At 74.2% G+C, this 17,721-nt stretch carries 17 protein-coding genes; 7 read left to right on the forward strand and 10 right to left on the reverse strand.

The features are described from left to right. Positions 1-56: 56 nt before the first annotated feature. Positions 57-575 (reverse strand): hypothetical protein, encoded by a 519-nt coding sequence (locus BMZ50_RS10360; RefSeq protein WP_091323921.1) that lies wholly within the window; start codon positions 573-575, stop codon positions 57-59. A gap of 400 nt (positions 576-975) precedes the next feature. Here BMZ50_RS10360 and BMZ50_RS10365 point away from each other — a divergent pair, with 400 nt between their 5' ends. Together BMZ50_RS10365 and BMZ50_RS10370 are read left to right on the forward strand one after the other, a co-directional pair. After that, positions 976-1,461 (forward strand): cation:proton antiporter regulatory subunit, encoded by a 486-nt coding sequence (locus BMZ50_RS10365; RefSeq protein ID WP_091323923.1) that lies wholly within the window; start codon positions 976-978, stop codon positions 1,459-1,461. A 9-nt stretch (positions 1,462-1,470) separates the two neighbouring features. Continuing rightward, positions 1,471-2,622, forward strand: coding sequence for a cation:proton antiporter (locus BMZ50_RS10370; RefSeq protein WP_091323926.1), 1,152 nt, complete (start codon positions 1,471-1,473; stop codon positions 2,620-2,622). A 37-nt stretch (positions 2,623-2,659) separates the two neighbouring features. Here the strand turns inward: BMZ50_RS10370 and BMZ50_RS24175 are convergent, their stop codons facing one another. The 3 genes from BMZ50_RS24175 to BMZ50_RS10380 are packed head-to-tail and all read right to left on the reverse strand — an operon-like array spanning position 2,660 to position 4,214. Beyond that, the gene (locus tag BMZ50_RS24175; protein WP_177212741.1) at positions 2,660-2,821 is read right to left on the reverse strand and encodes a hypothetical protein; all 162 of its coding nucleotides are present in this window, start codon (positions 2,819-2,821) and stop codon (positions 2,660-2,662) included. Further along, positions 2,818-3,969 carry an Acg family FMN-binding oxidoreductase gene (locus BMZ50_RS10375; RefSeq protein ID WP_143087147.1) on the reverse strand — a complete coding sequence of 384 codons (1,152 nt, stop codon included), beginning with the start codon at positions 3,967-3,969 and terminating at the stop codon, positions 2,818-2,820. The genes BMZ50_RS24175 and BMZ50_RS10375 overlap by 4 nt, the downstream gene beginning before the upstream one ends. 53 nt (positions 3,970-4,022) lie before the next feature. Continuing rightward, a complete protein-coding gene (locus tag BMZ50_RS10380) occupies positions 4,023-4,214 on the reverse strand; it encodes a PLDc N-terminal domain-containing protein (RefSeq protein ID WP_218146196.1) in 192 nt (63 codons plus the stop codon). A gap of 320 nt (positions 4,215-4,534) precedes the next feature. On the opposite strand from BMZ50_RS10380, the gene BMZ50_RS10385 reads away from it, so the two are divergent. The 3 genes from BMZ50_RS10385 (at position 4,535) to BMZ50_RS10395 (ending at position 7,624) form a co-directional block, all read left to right on the forward strand. Beyond that, positions 4,535-5,908, forward strand: a complete 1,374-nt coding sequence (locus BMZ50_RS10385; RefSeq protein ID WP_091323933.1) for a wax ester/triacylglycerol synthase domain-containing protein — start codon at positions 4,535-4,537, stop codon at positions 5,906-5,908. A gap of 124 nt (positions 5,909-6,032) precedes the next feature. Beyond that, positions 6,033-6,422 (forward strand): MDR/zinc-dependent alcohol dehydrogenase-like family protein, encoded by a 390-nt coding sequence (locus tag BMZ50_RS10390; RefSeq protein ID WP_218146197.1) that lies wholly within the window; start codon positions 6,033-6,035, stop codon positions 6,420-6,422. Then, positions 6,419-7,624 carry an acetate/propionate family kinase gene (locus BMZ50_RS10395; RefSeq protein ID WP_091323935.1) on the forward strand — a complete coding sequence of 402 codons (1,206 nt, stop codon included), beginning with the start codon at positions 6,419-6,421 and terminating at the stop codon, positions 7,622-7,624. The genes BMZ50_RS10390 and BMZ50_RS10395 overlap by 4 nt, the downstream gene beginning before the upstream one ends. Here the strand turns inward: BMZ50_RS10395 and BMZ50_RS10400 are convergent. From BMZ50_RS10400 to BMZ50_RS10420, 5 genes are read right to left on the reverse strand one after another with little or no spacing between them, the layout of a single operon-like run. Then, positions 7,615-8,082, reverse strand: coding sequence for a pyridoxamine 5'-phosphate oxidase family protein (locus BMZ50_RS10400; protein WP_091323938.1), 468 nt, complete (start codon positions 8,080-8,082; stop codon positions 7,615-7,617). The genes BMZ50_RS10395 and BMZ50_RS10400 overlap by 10 nt on opposite strands. Then, positions 8,079-10,502, reverse strand: coding sequence for a phosphoketolase family protein (locus BMZ50_RS10405; protein WP_091323940.1), 2,424 nt, complete (start codon positions 10,500-10,502; stop codon positions 8,079-8,081). The genes BMZ50_RS10400 and BMZ50_RS10405 overlap by 4 nt, the downstream gene beginning before the upstream one ends. Before the next feature lie 23 nt (positions 10,503-10,525). Beyond that, positions 10,526-11,080 (reverse strand): flavodoxin domain-containing protein, encoded by a 555-nt coding sequence (locus tag BMZ50_RS10410; RefSeq protein WP_091323943.1) that lies wholly within the window; start codon positions 11,078-11,080, stop codon positions 10,526-10,528. Next, positions 11,077-11,976, reverse strand: a complete 900-nt coding sequence (locus tag BMZ50_RS10415) for a universal stress protein (RefSeq protein ID WP_091323946.1) — start codon at positions 11,974-11,976, stop codon at positions 11,077-11,079. The genes BMZ50_RS10410 and BMZ50_RS10415 overlap by 4 nt, the downstream gene beginning before the upstream one ends. A 10-nt stretch (positions 11,977-11,986) precedes the next feature. Continuing rightward, complete coding sequence (locus BMZ50_RS10420; RefSeq protein ID WP_143087148.1) at positions 11,987-12,664, reverse strand: CBS domain-containing protein; 678 nt, start codon at positions 12,662-12,664, stop codon at positions 11,987-11,989. Positions 12,665-12,963: 299 nt separating this feature from the next. On the opposite strand from BMZ50_RS10420, the gene BMZ50_RS10425 reads away from it, so the two are divergent. Continuing rightward, complete coding sequence (locus BMZ50_RS10425; protein ID WP_091323950.1) at positions 12,964-14,091, forward strand: hypothetical protein; 1,128 nt, start codon at positions 12,964-12,966, stop codon at positions 14,089-14,091. Between the two features lie 173 nt (positions 14,092-14,264). Here BMZ50_RS10425 and BMZ50_RS10430 read toward each other — a convergent pair whose 3' ends face one another. Beyond that, the gene (locus BMZ50_RS10430) at positions 14,265-16,316 is read right to left on the reverse strand and encodes a SpoIIE family protein phosphatase (protein WP_091323952.1); all 2,052 of its coding nucleotides are present in this window, start codon (positions 16,314-16,316) and stop codon (positions 14,265-14,267) included. A 112-nt stretch (positions 16,317-16,428) separates the two neighbouring features. Here BMZ50_RS10430 and BMZ50_RS10435 point away from each other — a divergent pair. Further along, a partial coding sequence (locus BMZ50_RS10435; RefSeq protein ID WP_218146198.1) for a HAMP domain-containing protein occupies positions 16,429-17,721 on the forward strand: 1,293 nt, incomplete at its 3' end.

Raw genomic sequence — 17,721 nt, forward strand, 5'->3', positions numbered from 1 at the left:
GGTCTCCCCGACGTGACCTGTTCAAGGGCCGGCCGGGCGGTGTCGTCGGTCCACGCCTACCCGAGCAGGGACTCCAGGGCGGTCGCGGCCAGCAGACGGGCCCACCACGGCCGGCGGGTCCGTGGCACGGTGGCCGGTGCGGGAGCGCGCCGCCGGCGCCAGCCGCGCTCGGCCGGGCGCACGGCCATCAATCCGCCCCTCACGCTCACCCACCCGCCGGGGCCCATCGTGACCTTGGCCTTCGTCGCGCTCGGACGGGCGGCCAGGCGGCGGGCGATCAGCACCCCACCGACCATGACTTCCGCGGTGGTGATCACCCGGGTCCAGTCGACCGCCGGGTGCCAGCGCACACGCCCGTCCCGGACGACGAACGCGCCCATCGGGCGGCTGCCGGACATCCCGGCGTCGAACCCGGACCGCTTCGCTGCCGCACCGTCGCCCCGGGTGGCGGTGTGCGTGCGGACCGCGGTCGCGGTGATCACGCTGGCGCCGTCCCGCTCGTAGGGGGGCGCGAACGCGACCGCCCCCTGGAATCGGTGCCCGTCCGGAGCGTCGGCAGAGCGAGCAGCATCCACGGGTGCCTCCAGCGTCGTCCGGGGCGGTCGCGGCCAGCGTGGCACACCCCAGGCGGGCCGCGGCACCGGTCCGCGAACTGTCAGTTGCCAGCCCGGCCAGCGGTCACTGGGCGGTCGCCGCAGCCGGCTCGTGAGGTTGCTCCGCGCCAGGCCGATCACCGGAACGCCCGCGCAGCCGAGCGCGAGGACCAGCGCCGTCCACCGCGGGGCGGGGCCATCGGCAGCCACCGGCCGACCTCGCGGTCCTGCAGCTCCGGGACGACGGTGCGGACGCTGGGATGGGCGAGGTTTCCGGCAGGTCGTCGGCATGCCAGCCGGCGCGCCGGCAGCCGACCTGGACCAGCCACGGCCACACCTCCTCCGGCGGTCGGTGGGAGCACCGGTCTGTCACCATGCGGCCGTGGACCTCGAGGAGACCATGCTGCCGGGCGTCGGTGTCCGATACGAGATGCGCACCCGGGCGGGCCAGGTGCTGGCGATCGTCGTCCAGCGGGACGGCGGAGCCGAAGGAGCGGTCTACGACCCGCGCGACCCCGACCGGGCGCTCGGCGTCGTCCGGCTCGACCCCGAGGAGGTCGACGCCGTGGCTGAGGTCCTCGGCGCACCCCGGTTGACCCAGCGCTTCGCTGACCTCTCCCGCGAGGTGCCCGGGCTGGAGTCGGCGCGGATCCCCGTCGCGAAAGACTCACCGTTCGCGGGACGGCCCCTCGGCGACACCCGGGCCCGCACGCTCACCGGCTGCTCGATCGTCGCCATCGTGCGCAACACCGACGTCGTGACCTCCCCCGGCCCGGCGGACCTGCTGCACGCCGATGATGTGCTCGTCGCGATCGGGTCGGCGGCCGGGCTGGAGCAGTTGGAGCGGCACCTGGCCGGGGCGGCGTAGGGCGCCTCCGTGGAGCACGTCGCGGCACTCCTGATCGAGCTGGGCGTACTGTTCCTCGGTCTGTCCCTGCTCGGCCTGCTGGCCCGGCGGATGGGCCTCTCCCCGATCCCGTTCGTGCTTCTGGCCGCGCTGGCCCTCGGGGAAGGCGGCGTGGTCCCGCTGGCCACCGCCCAGCCATTCCTCGAGGCGGCCGCGGAGATCGGCGTCGTGCTGCTGCTGCTCACCCTCGGGCTGGAGTTCTCCCCCGACGAACTCTTCGGCTCGCTGCGCCGGCACGGCCCCTCCGGGATGGTGGACCTGCTGCTCAACGCGCCACCGGGGTTCGTCGCCGGCCTGCTGTTCGGCCTCCCGTGGCAGGGCGCCCTCGCCCTGGCCGGGGTCACCTACGTCTCGTCGTCCGGCATCGTCGCGCGGTTGCTGGGTGACCTCGGGCGACTGGCCAACCGGGAGACCCCGGCGGTGCTCTCCGTGCTGGTGCTCGAGGACCTCGCGATGGCACTGTTCCTGCCACTGCTGGTGGTGGCGATCGCCGGTGGCGGCCCGGCGTCGGCGGCCGCCGGCATCGGGCTCGCCGTGGGCGCGGTCGTGCTGGTGCTGCTGGCCGCTCAGCGGCACGGCCACCGGCTCGGCCGGCTGATGGCCCACCCCGACGACGAGCAGGTGCTGCTCCGGCTGGTCGGCTTCACCCTGCTCGTGGCCGGCCTGGCCCAGGCGCTCGGCGCCTCCGCGGCGGTGGGAGCGTTCCTCGTCGGGCTGGCGCTGCCGGCGTCGTTCGCCGACCGGGCGCGCGCCATCCTCGCCCCGCTGCGCGACCTGTTCGCCGCCACGTTCTTCGTCGCCTTCGGCCTCTCCATCGACCCGGCCGCGGTGCTGCCGGTGCTGCCCGCGGTGCTGCTCCTGGCGTTGGCCACCGCTGCTACCAAGGTGGCGACCGGCTGGTACGCCGCGCGACGGGACGGGATCGCCGTCCCCGGCCGGCTACGCGCCGGGACGGCGCTGATCGCCCGCGGTGAGTTCTCCATCGTCATCGCCGGTCTCGCCGTCGCGGCCGGAATCACGTCCCTCGGCCCGCTGGCGGCCGGGTACGTCCTCGTTCTGGCCGTAGCCGGCCCGGTGATCACCCGCTTCGCCGAGCCGCGCGCGCTCCGGGCAGCCGCGTGACCAGGCGCCGGGAGCCGGCCCGCTCGAAGCCACACGCCTACCGGCGGCGGAACCGGCTGGTGCTCTTCGCCGACGTCGACGTCAACACCCAGGTCGAGGCCGAGCCGGCCGGGCAGAAGGTGGTCACGTCGATCATCGTGCGGGCCGCGAACCGGAAGACGGTCCAGCAGTTGAGCGGCGAGATCCGCGCCGCCGTCACACCCAGATCGTCCCACCACGCCCGTCGGACACCGGTCGCCGACCCGACGGAGCCGCCGGCGGGCTGACCGGCCAGCCGGCGGGGACCGACCGCACGACCTGGCGCGTGTGCTCGGGCTGTCGAGCGCTGTTCTCCACGACCGTGTGGCGCGGCCGTCGCGGCGTGCGCGCCGTGGTCACGGCGCGGCCTATGCGCACCACGAACTGGGGGTGGCCGACCTCTCCGAACGCCGACCGCAGCTGGGTGCGCAAGTGGGGCAGCTCGATGACCTGGGTCATGGGACTGGCGGCCCAACCGCGTGCCGTGACGTCGAGCAACAGGCGCTGGAGAGCCTCTCCGGACCTCAGCCAGTCGTACGGCTCGTCGTCGTGAGTGGCGAGGAGCACCAGCGTCTGCTCGACACCGGAGCGGGTCTCCGCCGGGAGCTCCCCCGAGCCGGTGGTGTCGAAGTCTCGGAGGGGAACGGCGTCGTGCTGCAGACCATCGACATGGGGGACAGCGCTCGCGGGCACCCCCTCTCCGTCGGAGGGCAGCCGGTTGGTCCAGCGCCGGAGCTCGGCCCGGTAGGCGGCGTCGGCGTTCTGCAGACCGTCGGCCTCCTGGGTCAGGCCGGCGAGTACTCGTAGATGCTCTGCCCGCACGATCGGGACCAGCTGGGTGTCTTCGGCTGCGGCTCCGGCGGTGAGCGCCTGCAGCCGCTCGGCGGGGAGCGGGAGGTCGTCGAACCGTCGCCGGTTGGTCCGCCGCCTCGGGATGGCGGGCGCGAGGGACGTCAGCACCGGGTCCGGGGCTCCGTCGACGGGCCGGACGACGGCCAGGAGGTCGGCGTCGTCGCGTGCGGGCAGCCGCTCGACCGCGACGGCGCGGCCGGCGGCCGCGAGCGCGACCCGGGCGTTGAACAGCGCGGCCCCGACGCTCTGCACCAGTTCGCGGCCGGTCGGGTCCAGGATGGTGAGCTGCCGCGAGCGGTCGGCGCGGAGCTCGAGGCGGTCGCCGTGGAGCACGATCCGCCAGGGCTGGGTGTTGTGCACCGACGGCGCCAGCAGCGCGGCATCTGCGGCGTCCTCGAGGGCTCGTGCGGGCCGGTCCGACGGCTGTGGGTGGGCCCTCGGCGATGGTGGGATGTGCGGGGAGGACGGCGCGGGCATGGTTGTTCCTCCGATCCGCGGAGCAGGCCGAGCCTCGCCGCGGGGCGGGCGGCTCATCTGCGACGACCCCAGCGGAAGTAGGCCAGCGGCCCGATCCAGTTGACGGCGATGATCGCGACCCAGGCGCCCTTCCGGCCGTTCACCTCGGCCGGGTGACGCCGAGCCAGGTCGGCCCATGCAGCCCCGGCCAGCGCCAGTTGGGCGCCCCCCAGCGTCAGCAGGAGGGCACGCTGGCGACCGTTCATGTCGGCCCACCGACGTCGGCTCGCTCGGCGATGCCTGATGGCCGCCCTGCCACGTGTGGTCATGGTCGATCCCACGGTCTCGTATCCGGGACCAGCCTCCGCCCGGCGCCATCCCCGGGCGTGGGGGCGTGAGTCCTCGGCAGCCGTGACCTCGGTCCCTGCGGGCATCCCCGGCACGGATCGCTCTCTTCACGTCGGTGAGCTGGTCATCGACCAGCTGCTGCGCGGGTGCTGGAACCCGTGTCGGGGGTGGTGGTGGCTCGACCTCTGTGGGCGTTGGTCCCTGTCGGGTGCCTCGGCGGGCACGGCACGGTGGGCGGGTGGCGTTCACCCGACTGCGCGCCGATGAGCTGGTGAATGTGTGGGCGGCCGACCGGCACACCCCGATGCAGATCGCGCTGCTCGGGGTCTTCGACGCGGGGCCGTTCCGGCGGGCGGACGGCGCCGTCGACACCGCCGGCATCCGCGCGGCGCTGGCCGCCCGCGCCCGCCGCGTTCCCGCGCTGGGCCGGCGGGTGGTGTGGACCCGCCTCGGTGAGGGCCGCCCGATCTGGGTCGCCGACCCGTGGTTCGACCCGCTGCGCCACGTCGGGGCGGTGACGTTGCCGCCGGGCGCGGCCCCGGGCAGCTGGGCGGCCGGCCGCGCGCTGCGCCCGTTGCGCCGCGACCGGCCGCTGTGGCGGGCTGAGGTCGTCGAGGGCCTGCCCGGCGGGCGGTTCGCCGTCCTCATCGTGGTCTCCCACGTCCTCGCCGACGGCCGCACCGGCGTGGCGCTCGCCGGCGCGCTGCTCGATCCCGCGGCCGACACCGGCCTGGAGGAGCCGGCAGCGGCCGCGGTGCCTCCGTTGCCGACGCACCGGGAGCTGCTGCGCGTGCGGCTGCACGACGGGGTCGCGGCGCTGCGGCGGGCACGGCCGGACGCGACCGGCCGCCGCCGCGGCCGGCAGGGCCTGGAGCAGCTGCGCGACCTCCTGTCCGACCTGGGCGCCCCGGTGCCGCGCACGTCCCTGCCGCGCCGCACCGGTCCCGGTAGGCGGCTGGCCGTCGCCCGGCATCCACTGGCGGACCTGCAGCGCGCCGGGCACGCCCTGCACGTCACCGTCAACGACCTGCTGCTGGCCGCGGTTGCCGGCGGCCTGCGGCAGCTGTTCGCCGCGCGTGGCGAGCAGCTGCCCGGGCTGGTGGTGCGGGCGAGCGTTCCGGCCGCCACGGGCCTCCCCGGGCAACAGGTGATGGGCATGCTCGTCGTCGACCTGCCGGTCGGCGAACCGGACCCGCTGCGGCGGCTGGCGCTGATCTGCCACGCCACCACCGCCGGCAAGGCCCGGCTCCGCGCGGGTGTGGGAAGCGTCGTCGACATCCGGCTGCCGGCGCCGGTGGCCCGGCTGGTCGTCCGCTGGGGACGCCGGTTCGGCAGTCGGAGCATCTCCCTGTCGGTCACCGACCTCGCAGGTCCGTCAGTCCCGCTGTGGTTGGCCGGCGCCCGGTTGGTGGAGGCGGTGCCGATCGCTCCGCTGGTGCTGCAGGTCCCGCTGGCGGTCGCGGCGTTGTCCTACGCCGGCGAGCTGGTGGTGACGGTCAACGCCGACGCCGCCATCACCGACGTGGACGTGCTCGCCGGCGGCATCGCCCAGGCATTCACCGACCTGACCGGGCTGACCGGAGCAGCAGCACGGTGCCGGCCGTCATCATGAACCAGCCCCGCCGCGGTCCACCAACGGTCCGGCGCTGAGTGGCCCCGGCAGCCGGGACGTTCGGCACTCCGGCCGGGAAGCGGCGAGGAGTGGACTGCCCTCACCGAGCCCAGGGAGGACGGTCATGAAGGCGCTGGTCTACTACGGCCCCGGTAAACGGTCCCTGCAGACGGTGGCCGTGGTCGACCCGGTGGAGAGCTGGCGGGCGGCGGCCCGTGAGTTGTCCACCGCCGTGGCGCTGGTGCGTCCCGGCGGCCACGTGGCCAACGTCGGTGTGCACGGCAAGCCCACCACGCTGCACCTCGAGGACCTGTGGATCCGCGACGTCACGATCACCACCGGCCTGGTGGACACCGCCTCGACGCCGATGCTGCTGCGCCTGCTCCGAGCGGGACGGCTCGATGCCGGCCGGATCGTCACCCACCGGTTCGGGTTCGATGAGGTCCCGCAGGCCTACGACGTCTTCGACGACCCGGTCACCTCGGGCGCGCTGAAGGTCGCCGTCCTCCGTTGAGGCCCGACGCCGGCACGACCGTCCCCGCGGAGGGCTCCCATCCCTGCGTCGTCCTGTGTCTGAACGTGGGCTCGTCGTCGCTCAAGGCCGCCGTGCGCGACCCGCATCTGCGGCTGCACGTGGACGTCGCCGGTCTGGACGGCACGACCGCGCGGGTGACGACCACCGGGCCGCACGGCCCGGCGGAGGAGGAGCCGCTGCCCGGAGGCTGGACCGGCGCCCTGGACGGGGTCGCGCAGGCACTGGAGCAGCACGGACTGTGGCCCGCTGTCGTCGCCCACCGGATCGTGCACGGCAGCGCGGCGCTGAGGGGAGCCAGGCACGCCGATGAGCGGCTGCTCGACCAGTTGCGGAGGGAATCGGCACGGGATCCGCTGCACCTCCCGCGTCAGCTGAGCGTCGTGGAAGCGGCCCGGATCCGCTGGTCGGACGCCGACCAGGTGCTGGTCCCGGACAGCGGGTTCCACGGCACGCTGCCCGGCGAGGCCGTCACCCTGCCGGTGCCGCCCGAGGCGCGGGCAGCGGGCCTGCGCCGGTGGGGGTTCCACGGGCTGGCGGTGCAGAGCGTGGTGGACCTGCTCCCCGGGCTCGGCGCCGCGGTCGTCGTCCACCTCGGGAGCGGGTGCAGCGTCACCGCGGTACAGCATGGGCTGTCCCGGCACACCACGATGTCGTTGAGCCCGGCCGGGGGCGTCCCCTCGCTCACCCGCAGCGGCGACCTGGACCCCGAGGTGGTGCTGCAGCTCGTCGACCTCCACGGGGGCTCCCTCGCGGCCGTCCGTGACCTGCTCAACCGCCGGTCGGGGGTCGCGGGTCTCTCGGGGGGCACGACGGACGTGCGCGAGCTGCTGGCCGACGGCGGTGCGGCCGCCGACCTCGCGTTGCGCGTCTTCGTCCGAGATGTCGCGATGGCCGTGGCCGGGGCGGTGACGACGCTCGAGGGGTGGGACGCCGTGGTCTTCACCGGCGGCATCGGCGTCCACTCCGAGGAGATCCGGGAGCGGGTGTGTGCCGCGCTCCTGCCCCTGCGAGGGGGCGCGCGGGGGCTGTGGGGTTCCCCCAGTCAGCGGCTGGTGGCGACCGGGGTGCGGGTGCTCACCGTGCCGGTGGACGAGGAGGCCGTGATGGACCGACTCACGCGGCAGGCGCTGTCCAGGCACGCCCGAGCGGGGGCGGCCGACCCCGCCGCCGTTCAGAGATAGGCCCGCGGGTCCACGGCCGGCGGCAGTTCGCCGGGCACGACCCGCCGCCCGGTGACGTGGTGGGGGATCAGCCGCAGCCAGTGACCGTGCTCCCCGGGCGCCCAGGGGGCGACACCGGCGTCGTGCGTGCGGCGCACCAGGTCGGCGCCGTGGGCATCGGTCACCTCCTCGGCGAGGCCCCGGACCAGCACGCTCCACCCGCTGCGGTGGATCGGGTCGATCTCGTCGACCTCGAAGGTCACGTTGGCGTGCGAGGCCGCGGTGAGCTTCGTGCCGGGGGAGGTCCGGATGACGATCGTGTGGTGGTCCATGCCGTAGTTGACCGGGAAGATGAGCGGGTAGTGCTCGGCGTTCACACCGAGCCGGCCCACCTGTTGGGTCCGCAGCAGCCGGTAGCACTCCTCGACGGGGATCTCGTTCGAGGGCGCATCCGTCCTCTGGGTGTCGGCGTCGGTCATCGCTGCTCCGCCTCCCACGTCCAGTCGCGGACCTCGGGCAGGTCCTCGAGCGCCTCCACGACGTGCTCACGGTGCCGCCGGAGCTGCTCCCGGCACAACCGGGCCAGGGTGTCGCCGCCCTCGGGGACGCGGCGGGACCGACGGAGGGCCTCCAGGACCAGGTCGTAGCGGCTCATCCGGTTGAGCACGACCATGTCGAACGGGGTCGTGGTGGTGCCGTGCTCGGTGAAGCCGCGGACGTGGAAGCGGTCGACGTCGGGCCGGCCGTGGACCAGCGGGTGGATGGCCCGCGGGTGGCCGTGGAAGGCGAAGACGACGTCGACGGTGTCGGTGAACAGGTCGGCGAACCGTTCCGGGTCGAGGGCCGCCGGGTGCTCGCCGGGCGGCAGCAGCCCCATCAGGTCGACGACGTCCACCACGCGGATGCGCAGGTGCGGCACGTGGTCCCGCAGGAGCTGCGCTGCGGCGAGGACCTCCAGCGTCGGGACGTCGCCGGCGGCCGCGAGGACGACGTCGGGAAGATCGCTGCGGTTGCGGTCGGGCTCCTCGGTGCCCGCCCACTCCCACACCGCGGCCCCCGAGGAGACCAGCGTGCGGGCGGCCTCGAGGTCGAGGTACTGCAGGTGCTGCTGCTTGTCGACGACGATCAGGTTCACGCGCCCGCGGCTGCGCAGGCACTCCTCGGCGACGACGAGGGTGCTGTTGGCGTCCGGCGGGAACCAGATGCGGACCACGTCCGGCGACAGCGGCGCCACGGTGTCGATCAGGCCGGGGCCCTGGTGGGAGAAGCCGTTGTGGTCGTTCCGCCAGGTGGTGCTGGTGAGGAGCACGTTCAGCGACGGCACGGGGCTGCGGTCTGGTTCGGTCGCCGCCTGCTGCAGCCACTTGGCGTGCTGCACGATCATGGAGGCGCCGACCATCGCGAAGGCCTCGTAGGTGGCGAACAGGCCGTGCCGGCCGGTGAGCGTGTAGCCCTCCAGCCAGCCCTCGCAGAGGTGCTCGCTGAGGACCTCCATCACCCGGCCGTCCGGGCCGATCGACTCGTCCCCGGGCTGGACGGGCAGCATCGAGCAGCGGTCGGTGGCCTGGAAGACGGCGCCGAGCCGGTTGCTGTTGGTCTCGTCCGGGCAGAACAGCCGGAAGTCCCCGCCGCCGTCGGTCCGGCCGGTCCGGGTGAGGACGTCGCGGAGGAGCTCGCCCAGCGGTCGGGTGGTCTCGTGCCGGACCGCGCCGGGGGAGGGGACCGCGAGGGCGTAGTCGGCGAGGTCCGGGAGGGGCAGCGGGCGCACCCGGAACCGCGGGCCGCCCGCACGGGGCGAGGCCGACAGCCGCAGGTCGTCGGACGGGGCCAGCGCGGCGAGCTCGGGCGCCAGCCGCCCGGCCTCGTCGAAGCTCTCCTCCGGGCGGTAGGAGTGCAGCCACCCCGCCAGTTGGGCGCGGTGCTCGGGGTCCTCCCGCACCCGGGCCAGCGGGACCTGGTGCGCACGGTGGGTGCCCTCCACGGGGACGCCGTCCACCGTGCGCGGGCCGGTCCAGCCCTTCGGCGTCCGCAGCACGATGGCCGGCCAGCGGACCCCGTCCGGCGCAGCCCCGGCGTGGGCCCGGTCCTGGACCTCCCGGATCCGGGCGTGGGCCGTGGCCAGTGCAGCGTCCAGTTCGACGAACACCCGGGCGGGGACGTCGCCGGCCACCACCACCGGGTCCCAGCCCTGGCCGCGCAGGTAGCCGCGGATGTCCTCGTCGGGGGAGCGGCCGAGCACGGTCGGCCCGGAGATCTTGTAGCCGTTGAGATGGAGGATCGGCAGCACGGCGCCGTCCCGGCGCGGGTTGAGGAAGGCCGGCAGCCGCCAGGAGGCCGCCAGGGGCCCGGTCTCCGCCTCGCCGTCCCCGATCACGCAGGCGACCAGCAGGTCGGGGTCGTCGAACACCGCCCCCGCTGCGTGCAGCAGCGCGTACCCCAGCTCGCCGCCCTCGTGGATGCTGCCGGGGATGTGGACGCCGGCGTGGCTGGGGACCCCGCCGGGCGTGGAGAACTGGCGGACGAACCGGACCAGCCCGGTGAGGTCCTGCGACACCTCGGGATGGACCTCGCTGTAGGTCCCGTCGAGGTAGGCCCCGGCCAGCATCGCCGGCCCGCCGTGCCCCGGCCCGACGACGAGCAGAGTCTGCTGTCCGGTGCGCCGGATCAGCCGGTTGAGGAGGGCGTACACCATCGTCAGGCCGGGGCTGGTGCCCCAGTGGCCCAGCAGGCGCGGCTTGATGTGGTCCGGCGTGAGGGGCTCCCGCAGCAGGGGGTTGGCCTGCAGGTAGATCTGGGCGGCGGTCAGGTAGTTGGCCGCCGCCCACCAGCGCAGGTCCCGGGCCAGCTCGTCGTCGGAGTAGGTGCCCGCGCCCGCCGTGGGCGCCGCGACTGCGGTCATGGTGGGGGCCTCCGGCGGAAGTGTCAGTCGGCCGACGCAAGGGGGGTCGTAGAGATGTCTGCGGCGATCTCGTCGGCGATCTCCTCGGCCCAGGCCGCCACGGCGGCCCAGTCGCGGAAGTCCCCGATCGGGGCGCGCATGGCGGTGACCATCGCGCGTTCACCGAAGGTGAGCCGGGACCTGTCCAGGCGGCCGGGGAACACCCGGTGCCCCCGCGGGCCGAGCATCGCCCGCAGGGCGCCGACGCTGTCGGGCTCGTCGGGCGGGAACGGGGGGACGCCGATCGGCCCGCTGGAGAACAGCCACAGGGGTCGGTCACGCAGGACGGCCGCGTGCGCCGTGGCGAGGTCCCGGGCGGCCGGCAGCCAGGAGCCGGCGTAGACGGCGCTGCCGAGGACGACGGCGTCGCAGGCCGACGGGTCGGGGCGGTTCTCCGCCGGGAGCCACGTGGCGGTCAGGCCGGCCCGGCCGGCGGCAGCGCTCTGGGTGAGCGCGCGGGCCAGGGCGGCGGCGATCTCGTGGGTGGAGCCGTGCTTGCTGGCCGCGGTGACGAGGATCCCGAGGCCGGGCGGGCTCACCGGGCGCCGTCGGAGGTGATGGGGACGACCGCGACCGGGCAGCCGGCGCGGCGCAGGACGCCGTGGGTGGTCGAGCCGAGCCGGGCCAGGGGCTTGCGGTGCCGGTGGCCGACGACGAGGAGCGCAGCGGTCAGCCCCACGGACACCAGCGCTCGAGCGGTCCGCTCGCGGAGGACCACCTCGCGGACGGGAACGTCGGGTTCCTTCTGCCGCCAGCCGGCCAGTGTCTCGGCGAGCACGCGCTCCTCGTCGGCTTGCACTCCGGCCCAGTCGACCAGCGGTCCCAGCGACTGGAACGCCGTCTCCAGGGTGACGTCCTGCCAGGCGTGCACCGCCACCAGGTCGGTCCCGCGGGCGGCGGCTTCGGCGAACGCGAAGTCCAGGACGGCGTCGTCGCCGGGGCGGCCCTCGACACCGACGACGACGGAGGCCCGCGGGGTGGCGGTGACCGACGTGGGATCCGGTAGGACGACGACCGGGCAGGCGGCGTCCGCGACGACACCGTTGGCCGTGGAGCCCAGCAGGCCGAGGATGCCACCGACGCCGCGGCTGCCGACGACGAGCACCTGCGCGTCCGCGGAGGCCGTCCGCAGTGCCGTGACCGGATCCTCGTCGACGACCGACCAGCTGACCCGGTCGGCGCCGAGGACGTCGGCGGCATCGGCCGCGGTTGCGCGGAGGACCACCTCGACACCGGCCTGGAGCGTCTCCCGCAGATCGGGATCGGGGGACGTCTCCGCGGCGAGGCCCTTCAGCGGCCAGGACAGTGCGTGGAGCAGGCGGAGGCTCGTGCGCCGCAACCGGGCCTCGTCGGTGGCGAAGACCGTGGCCGCGCGGGCCCCGTCGGAGCCGTCGACCCCGACGACCACCGGGCGGGACGGGGATGAGCGCGTCATCGTCGCCTCCTCAGCGGGGCGTGGACGCCGGGTGGCTGGGCTGTCCGGTCACGGGTGTCTCGCGATCCTGTGCGGGGAGGACCCGGACGTGCACCACCCCGCCGACGGTCCGGGCGAGCTCGGACAGGGCCTGCTCCTCGACCGCGGGAGACGGTTCGGGAACGCCGCGGGTCCGCTGGATGGTGGCCACGCCGTCGGCGACGGAGACCGCCCACGAGTCCAGCGATCCGGTGTAGCCCTCCACCAGGCGGAGGAGGTCGTGCCGGATCTCCGCGTCCGGACGGACCAGGGTCCGCAGCAGGTCGCGCCGGCTGACGATGCCCACCAGGCGGTCGCCGTCCACCACGGGGACGCTGCGCAGCCGGTCGTCGACGAACAGCCGCGCGACGTCGGCGATGTCTGCCGTGTCCTGGACCGATCGGACCTCGCGGGTCATCACCCCGTGGACCAGCAACGAGGGGGCCGAGGTCGGGATCCCGCCGTCGCGGCGCAGGTGGAGCCGGGGATCGGGGGGCATCCGATCGCGGAGGACGTCGGCCTCGGCCACGATGCCGACCAACCGGTCCCCGTCGTCGACGACGGGCAGGGCCGCGAACCCGTGTTCGGCCATGACCTCCGCGGCGTACTTGGCGGAGGTCTCCGGTCCCACGGTGACGACCTCGCGGGTCATGACATCCCTGGCCTGCACGGCTCCTCCTCGGCGGCCGATCGCTGCGCCGGACGCTAGGCCCGAGGCGGGCGCCTCCCCAGGATCGCCGGGCGCCGCCTGCGGAGGACCTCGGTCCCCGCTCGCCGCCGTGGCGCGCCGTCGAGGCGCGGCGCGTTGCCACCTACCGTGCCGACATGGATGCGCGCTTCCGGCCGCGCCGATGAGTGACTCCTCCGAGGGCGGGTATCGGTGGACCGCGCCGAGCCAGGTGCCAGGGACTGGCTGGGGTAGCGCACTTCCGGTCCGAACATGCCCCGTCCACAGAGGTGGGCTGCGCCATGCAATCGTCGGATCAGCGTTCCGACAGCCGAGCGGATGACGAGAGCCGGGAGTTGGTGCTCGGCCTCATCGCGGCCCCCGGCCCCGCCACCGAGATCGCGCAGAGCCTGTTGCCCGAGCTTCCCGATCGGCTGGCCGAACGCGTACCGAACGTCCGCTGGGTCTGCCGGCTCGTCTCCGACCGGCTGGTCGAACCGCCGGCCGACCCGGACAGTGTCATCCAGGCCGCGCGCGAGCGGCTGCTCAACGAGGGTTGGCACCTCGCGGTGTACATCACGGACCTGCCCCTGGAGAAGGACAGACGACCAGTCGTCGCCTACACCAGCCAGGCCCAGGGTGTGGCAGCCCTGTCCCTGCCCGCGCTGGGCCCCGTCGACGTGCGCCGCCGCGCCCTGCGAGCCGTCGTCCAACTGGTGTCGGACCTCATCACCGAATTCGGCGCCGGCGACGGGCACGAGCGGAGGCCCGAAACAGCCCAGGAGTTGGCAAAGCTGGGCCGCCACGTCGAAGAGGATCAGCAGGGAGTCCGGCTGCTCGCCAACGTGATCACCGGAAACTTCCGGCTCCTGCTGGGCATGCTGTGGGCGAACCGTCCCTGGCGAGCCGTCATCCGGCTGTCGTCCGTCGCGGTCGGCGCGCTCGGCCTGGCCGTCCTCTCCCTGGTCAACGGCTTCATCTGGATGATCGCCGACGGTGGCGGTCTGCTGCGCCTGAGCGCGCTCACCTTTGCGTCCATCGTCGCGTTGGTGCTGGTCCTCGTCATCGGCGGCAGACTCCCTGAGCAGGTCCCTCGGTCCATGGATCGGGAGGAGCTCCCGGGGGCCAGGGAACAGGTCGTCCTGTTCAACACCGTGACGATCGCCACCGTCGTCATCGGCGTGATCGCGCTCTACCTCATCCTGTTCGCGGCGACCGTCGTCGTCAGCTTTCTGCTGCTTCCGTACGACCAGGTCGCCGCGCAGCTCAGACACCCCGCGAGCGCGACGACCCTCATAGCGATCTCCTGGCTCTGCGCGTCACTGGCCACCGTCGGTGGTGCACTGGGCGCGAGCCTGGAGAAGAGCAGCAGGATTCGGGAGGTGGCCTACACCTACCGCCCGGACAGGGAGCTCTCCCCACATGCCTGACCGCCTCTGTCAGGCAGGGGCGGAGAACGTCTCCACGGTGGTCGGCCAGTCGACCGAGGCGCTGACGGGGCTGCTTCGCGAGCGCTGGCAGGCGATCTGCGGACGAGCCAACGCCCTGGGGGCGCCGGATGAGCGGCGGGCGACGTCGTGCCCTCTCGGGGTAGTGCCTGTGGCTAGGGCTCGGCACGGACGGCGAGCAGGGCCATGTCGTCGCTGAGGTCGGGGGCGAAGCGCTGCACGGCCTCGCGCACGGTCGCCACGAGCTTCGCGGCGCTCGTGCCGGACGCGGCGGCGGCCGCCTCGAGCAGCCGGTTCTCGTTGAACTGCTCGGGGCCACGCCGGCACTCGGTGATGCCGTCGGTGTAGAGCAGCAGCGTCTCCCCGGCGGCCAGCAGGTGCTGGGTGCAGTGCAGGTCGACCGTCTCGACCAGGCCCAGTGCGCTGCCGAACCGGCCGATCAGCTCGGCGGTGCCGTCGGCGCGGATCACGGCGGGTTTGGCGTGGCCGGCCAGCACCAGCTCCACCGCGACCGCGGACCGCCCCTCCTGCCCTTGCCGGCTCAGCATCACGGCCGCGAGGGTGCAGAACTGCTGCGGGTCGGCCGCCTCCAACATGACCTCGTTGAGCATCTCGATGGCCCGCTCCAGTGGGTGGCCCTTGCGCACCAGCGCCCGGAGCACATCGCGGACCAGACCGGTGCGGGCCGCGGCCCGGGCGCCCTTGCCGCACACGTCGCCGATCGTGACGAGCCATCGGTCGGGGTCGACCTCGACCACGTCGTAGAAGTCGCCGCCCACGTCCGCCCCGGTGCTCGCGGGCAGGTATTCCGCGGCGAAGTCGAGCTGCGGTACCTGCGGCAGGGCGCGGGGCAGCAGGGCAGCCTGCAGCGTCTGCGACACCCGCACGTGCTCGCCGACGGTCTGGGCGTTGTGAACCGCCAGCGCGGCCCGACGGGCGATGTCGTCGATCAACAGCAGGTCCTCGGGGGTGTGCAGGCGGCCTGCGGGGCGACCGACCAGCAGGACCCCGGTCGAGGCCCCGGAGGCCCGCAGCGGGACCGCGACACCATCCGCAGGGTCGGAGAACCAGGACGGCGCGGCATCCCGGTGAGCCGACGCGAGCCGCGCGCGCAGCTGCGGCGGCGGACCCGGCACGGCGTCGGGGTCGAGCACCGCGCGCAGCTCCGGCAGCCGGTCCTCGTCAGCATGCGCGATCGCGGCCAGGCGCAGCCGACGCGATGGCTCCGGCAGCAGCACCGCGCACCACGTGCCCAGGCGCGGCACCACGAGCTGCGGCACGAGCGCGACCGTCAGCTCGAGGTCGAGGGACTGGCCGAGCAGCTCGCTGGCCTCGGCCAGATAGGTCGTCCACGCCCGCCGGCGCTGATCCACGTCGTGCAGCCACTGCGACTCCGCGGTGATGGCGATCCGCGCGGCGATCAGCTCGGTCAGCTCCCGGGCGCGTGCGGCGTCGGCCCCCTCGCGCAGGATGAGCCGGATGGTGCCGTGCAGGCCGGTCGTGGTCGGCAGCGGCACGTCGAGGGTGGTGCGGGGCACGACGGGGCTGTCGGCCGGGAGGACACCGGCTCGTGCCAGCTCGCGAGCCCCGGAGCCATCGCCCGTGTCGATCTCGACGACGACGGCCGAGGCGTCGACGATGTCCCGCAGTCGGGCCGCCAGCTCCCGGATCAGGTCGACGGGTGCGAGGCGACGAGCGAGGGAGGCCGGCACGTGCAGCAGCCAGCGGGCTTGCTCGGCCGCGGACCAGGTGCGCTCATGGTCGGGCGCCGGGTCGGTCGCGGGCTCGGCGACGGATCCTGGTCGCCGCGCGAGGGTGAACCACACCGTGTGCCGGCCATCGGCGTCGTGCCGGGTGCCCCAGGTCGTGGCCAGCCGCGCGATGAGTGAGAGGCCGCGCCCGTGGGTCGCGGCGCGCCCGTAGCGCTGACGCGGCTCGGCCAGGTGCAGCTCCAGCGCGCCCGGGCCGCGGTCGGTGACGGCCACGGTGACCTCGTCGCCGTCGGCCACCACCGCCAGGTCGAACGCGGTGCCGGCGTGCAGCACGGCGTTCTCGCACAGCTCGCTGGTCAGCAGCACCACGTCATCGACGAAATCCGGCACGTCCCGGCCGTCCCCGGCGGGGTCGCCGTCCCCCACTTCGGTCAGCACGTCATGAATAATTCGCCGGACACGTCCGATGGATCGGATGTCGGGCGGAAAGCTCATCCGCCGCTCGAGTCGAACGGGCACGCCTGCAGTCTCGCAGTCGGTCCGGTGCTGCCTGGCAGGCTGGCCGTACAGGCCGTCGGCCTCGATCGAAGTGCAGGTGGAGGCAGTAGTGACGGCGACACGGCAAGCGCGTTCGGAGGTCCTCGTCGACCCGGGGACGCCCGAGGACCCTGCCGGCGAGGACGCTCTCGCCGGGGACGGGGCTTTCCTGGTCGAGCTGGCCCAAGGGTTGGCGCAGGTGCGGCGTGGCCGCTTCGACGTCCGCCTGGCTCGCCGCGAGGGGCCGGCGAGCGAGGTGGTCGAGCAGTTCAACGAGCTGGTGGCGTTGCAGGAGCGGCACAGCCGCGACCTGCTGCGGATCAGCCGGGTCGTCGGCCGCGAGGGGCGCATGTCCGAGCGGCTCGACGAGGAGTCGTACGACGGCGCGTGGGCGGCGGGCGTGCAGGCCGTGAACGCCCTGATCGACGACCTGGCCGCGCCGACCGCCGAGATCGCCCGGGTGCTCGACGCGGTCGCGGAAGGCGACCTGTCCCAGCACATGGCCTTGGAGATCGAGGGCCGCAGGCTCCGCGGCGAGTTCCGCCGCATCGGCAGCACGGTGAACAGGATGGTCGACCAGCTCTCCTCGTTCGCCGACGAGGTGACCCGGGTGGCCCGCGAGGTCGGCACCGAGGGGCGACTCGGTGGCCAGGCCGACGTGCGCGGCGTCGCGGGCACCTGGCGGGCGCTGACCGACTCGGTCAACACGATGGCGAGCAACCTCACCAACCAGGTGCGCTCGATCTCCTCGGCGGCCACCGCCATCGCGGAGGGGGACCTGTCGCGCAAGATCACCGTTTCGGCGCGGGGCGAGGTCGCCGAGCTGGCCGAGACGATCAACTCGCTGACCGACACGCTGCGGCTGTTCGCCGACGAGGTCACGCGGGTGGCCCGCGAGGTAGGCACCGAGGGCCGGCTGGGCGGGCAGGCCGTGGTCCCGGACGTGGCCGGCACCTGGAAGAACCTCACCGACGCGGTGAACCTGATGGCGGCCAATCTCACCGGGCAGGTGCGTGGCATCGCGCAGGTGGCCACCGCGGTGGCCCGCGGCGACCTGAGCCAGAAGATCACCGTGGACGCGCGCGGGGAGATCCTGGAGCTGAAGTCGACGGTCAACACGATGGTCGACCAGCTCTCGTCGTTCGCCGACGAGGTGACCCGGGTGGCCCGCGAGGTCGGCATCGAGGGGCAGCTGGGCGGTCAGGCGCAGGTGCCCAACGTCTCGGGCACCTGGCGGGACCTCACCGAGAACGTCAACCAGCTCGCGTCGAACCTGACCGGGCAGGTGCGCAACATCGCCCAGGTGACCACGGCGGTGGCCCGTGGCGACCTGAGCCAGAAGATCACCGTGGACGCGCGCGGG

Origin of the sequence: Geodermatophilus ruber, assembly GCF_900114385.1 — a bacterium.
GTDB lineage: Bacteria > Actinomycetota > Actinomycetes > Mycobacteriales > Geodermatophilaceae > Geodermatophilus > Geodermatophilus ruber.

What these genes read in the sequence shown, in the direction of transcription:
- BMZ50_RS10430 (WP_091323952.1), bottom strand. Translation starts at nt 16,316, where the DNA reads ATGAGCTTTCCGCCCGACATCCGATCCATCGGACGTGTCCGGCGAATT.
- BMZ50_RS10375 (WP_143087147.1), bottom strand. Translation starts at nt 3,969, where the DNA reads ATGCCCGCGCCGTCCTCCCCGCACATCCCACCATCGCCGAGGGCCCAC.
- BMZ50_RS10390 (WP_218146197.1), top strand. Translation starts at nt 6,033, where the DNA reads ATGAAGGCGCTGGTCTACTACGGCCCCGGTAAACGGTCCCTGCAGACG.
- BMZ50_RS10405 (WP_091323940.1), bottom strand. Translation starts at nt 10,502, where the DNA reads ATGACCGCAGTCGCGGCGCCCACGGCGGGCGCGGGCACCTACTCCGAC.
- BMZ50_RS10400 (WP_091323938.1), bottom strand. Translation starts at nt 8,082, where the DNA reads ATGACCGACGCCGACACCCAGAGGACGGATGCGCCCTCGAACGAGATC.
- BMZ50_RS10415 (WP_091323946.1), bottom strand. Translation starts at nt 11,976, where the DNA reads ATGACGCGCTCATCCCCGTCCCGCCCGGTGGTCGTCGGGGTCGACGGC.
- BMZ50_RS10380 (WP_218146196.1), bottom strand. Translation starts at nt 4,214, where the DNA reads ATGAACGGTCGCCAGCGTGCCCTCCTGCTGACGCTGGGGGGCGCCCAA.
- BMZ50_RS10425 (WP_091323950.1), top strand. Translation starts at nt 12,964, where the DNA reads ATGCAATCGTCGGATCAGCGTTCCGACAGCCGAGCGGATGACGAGAGC.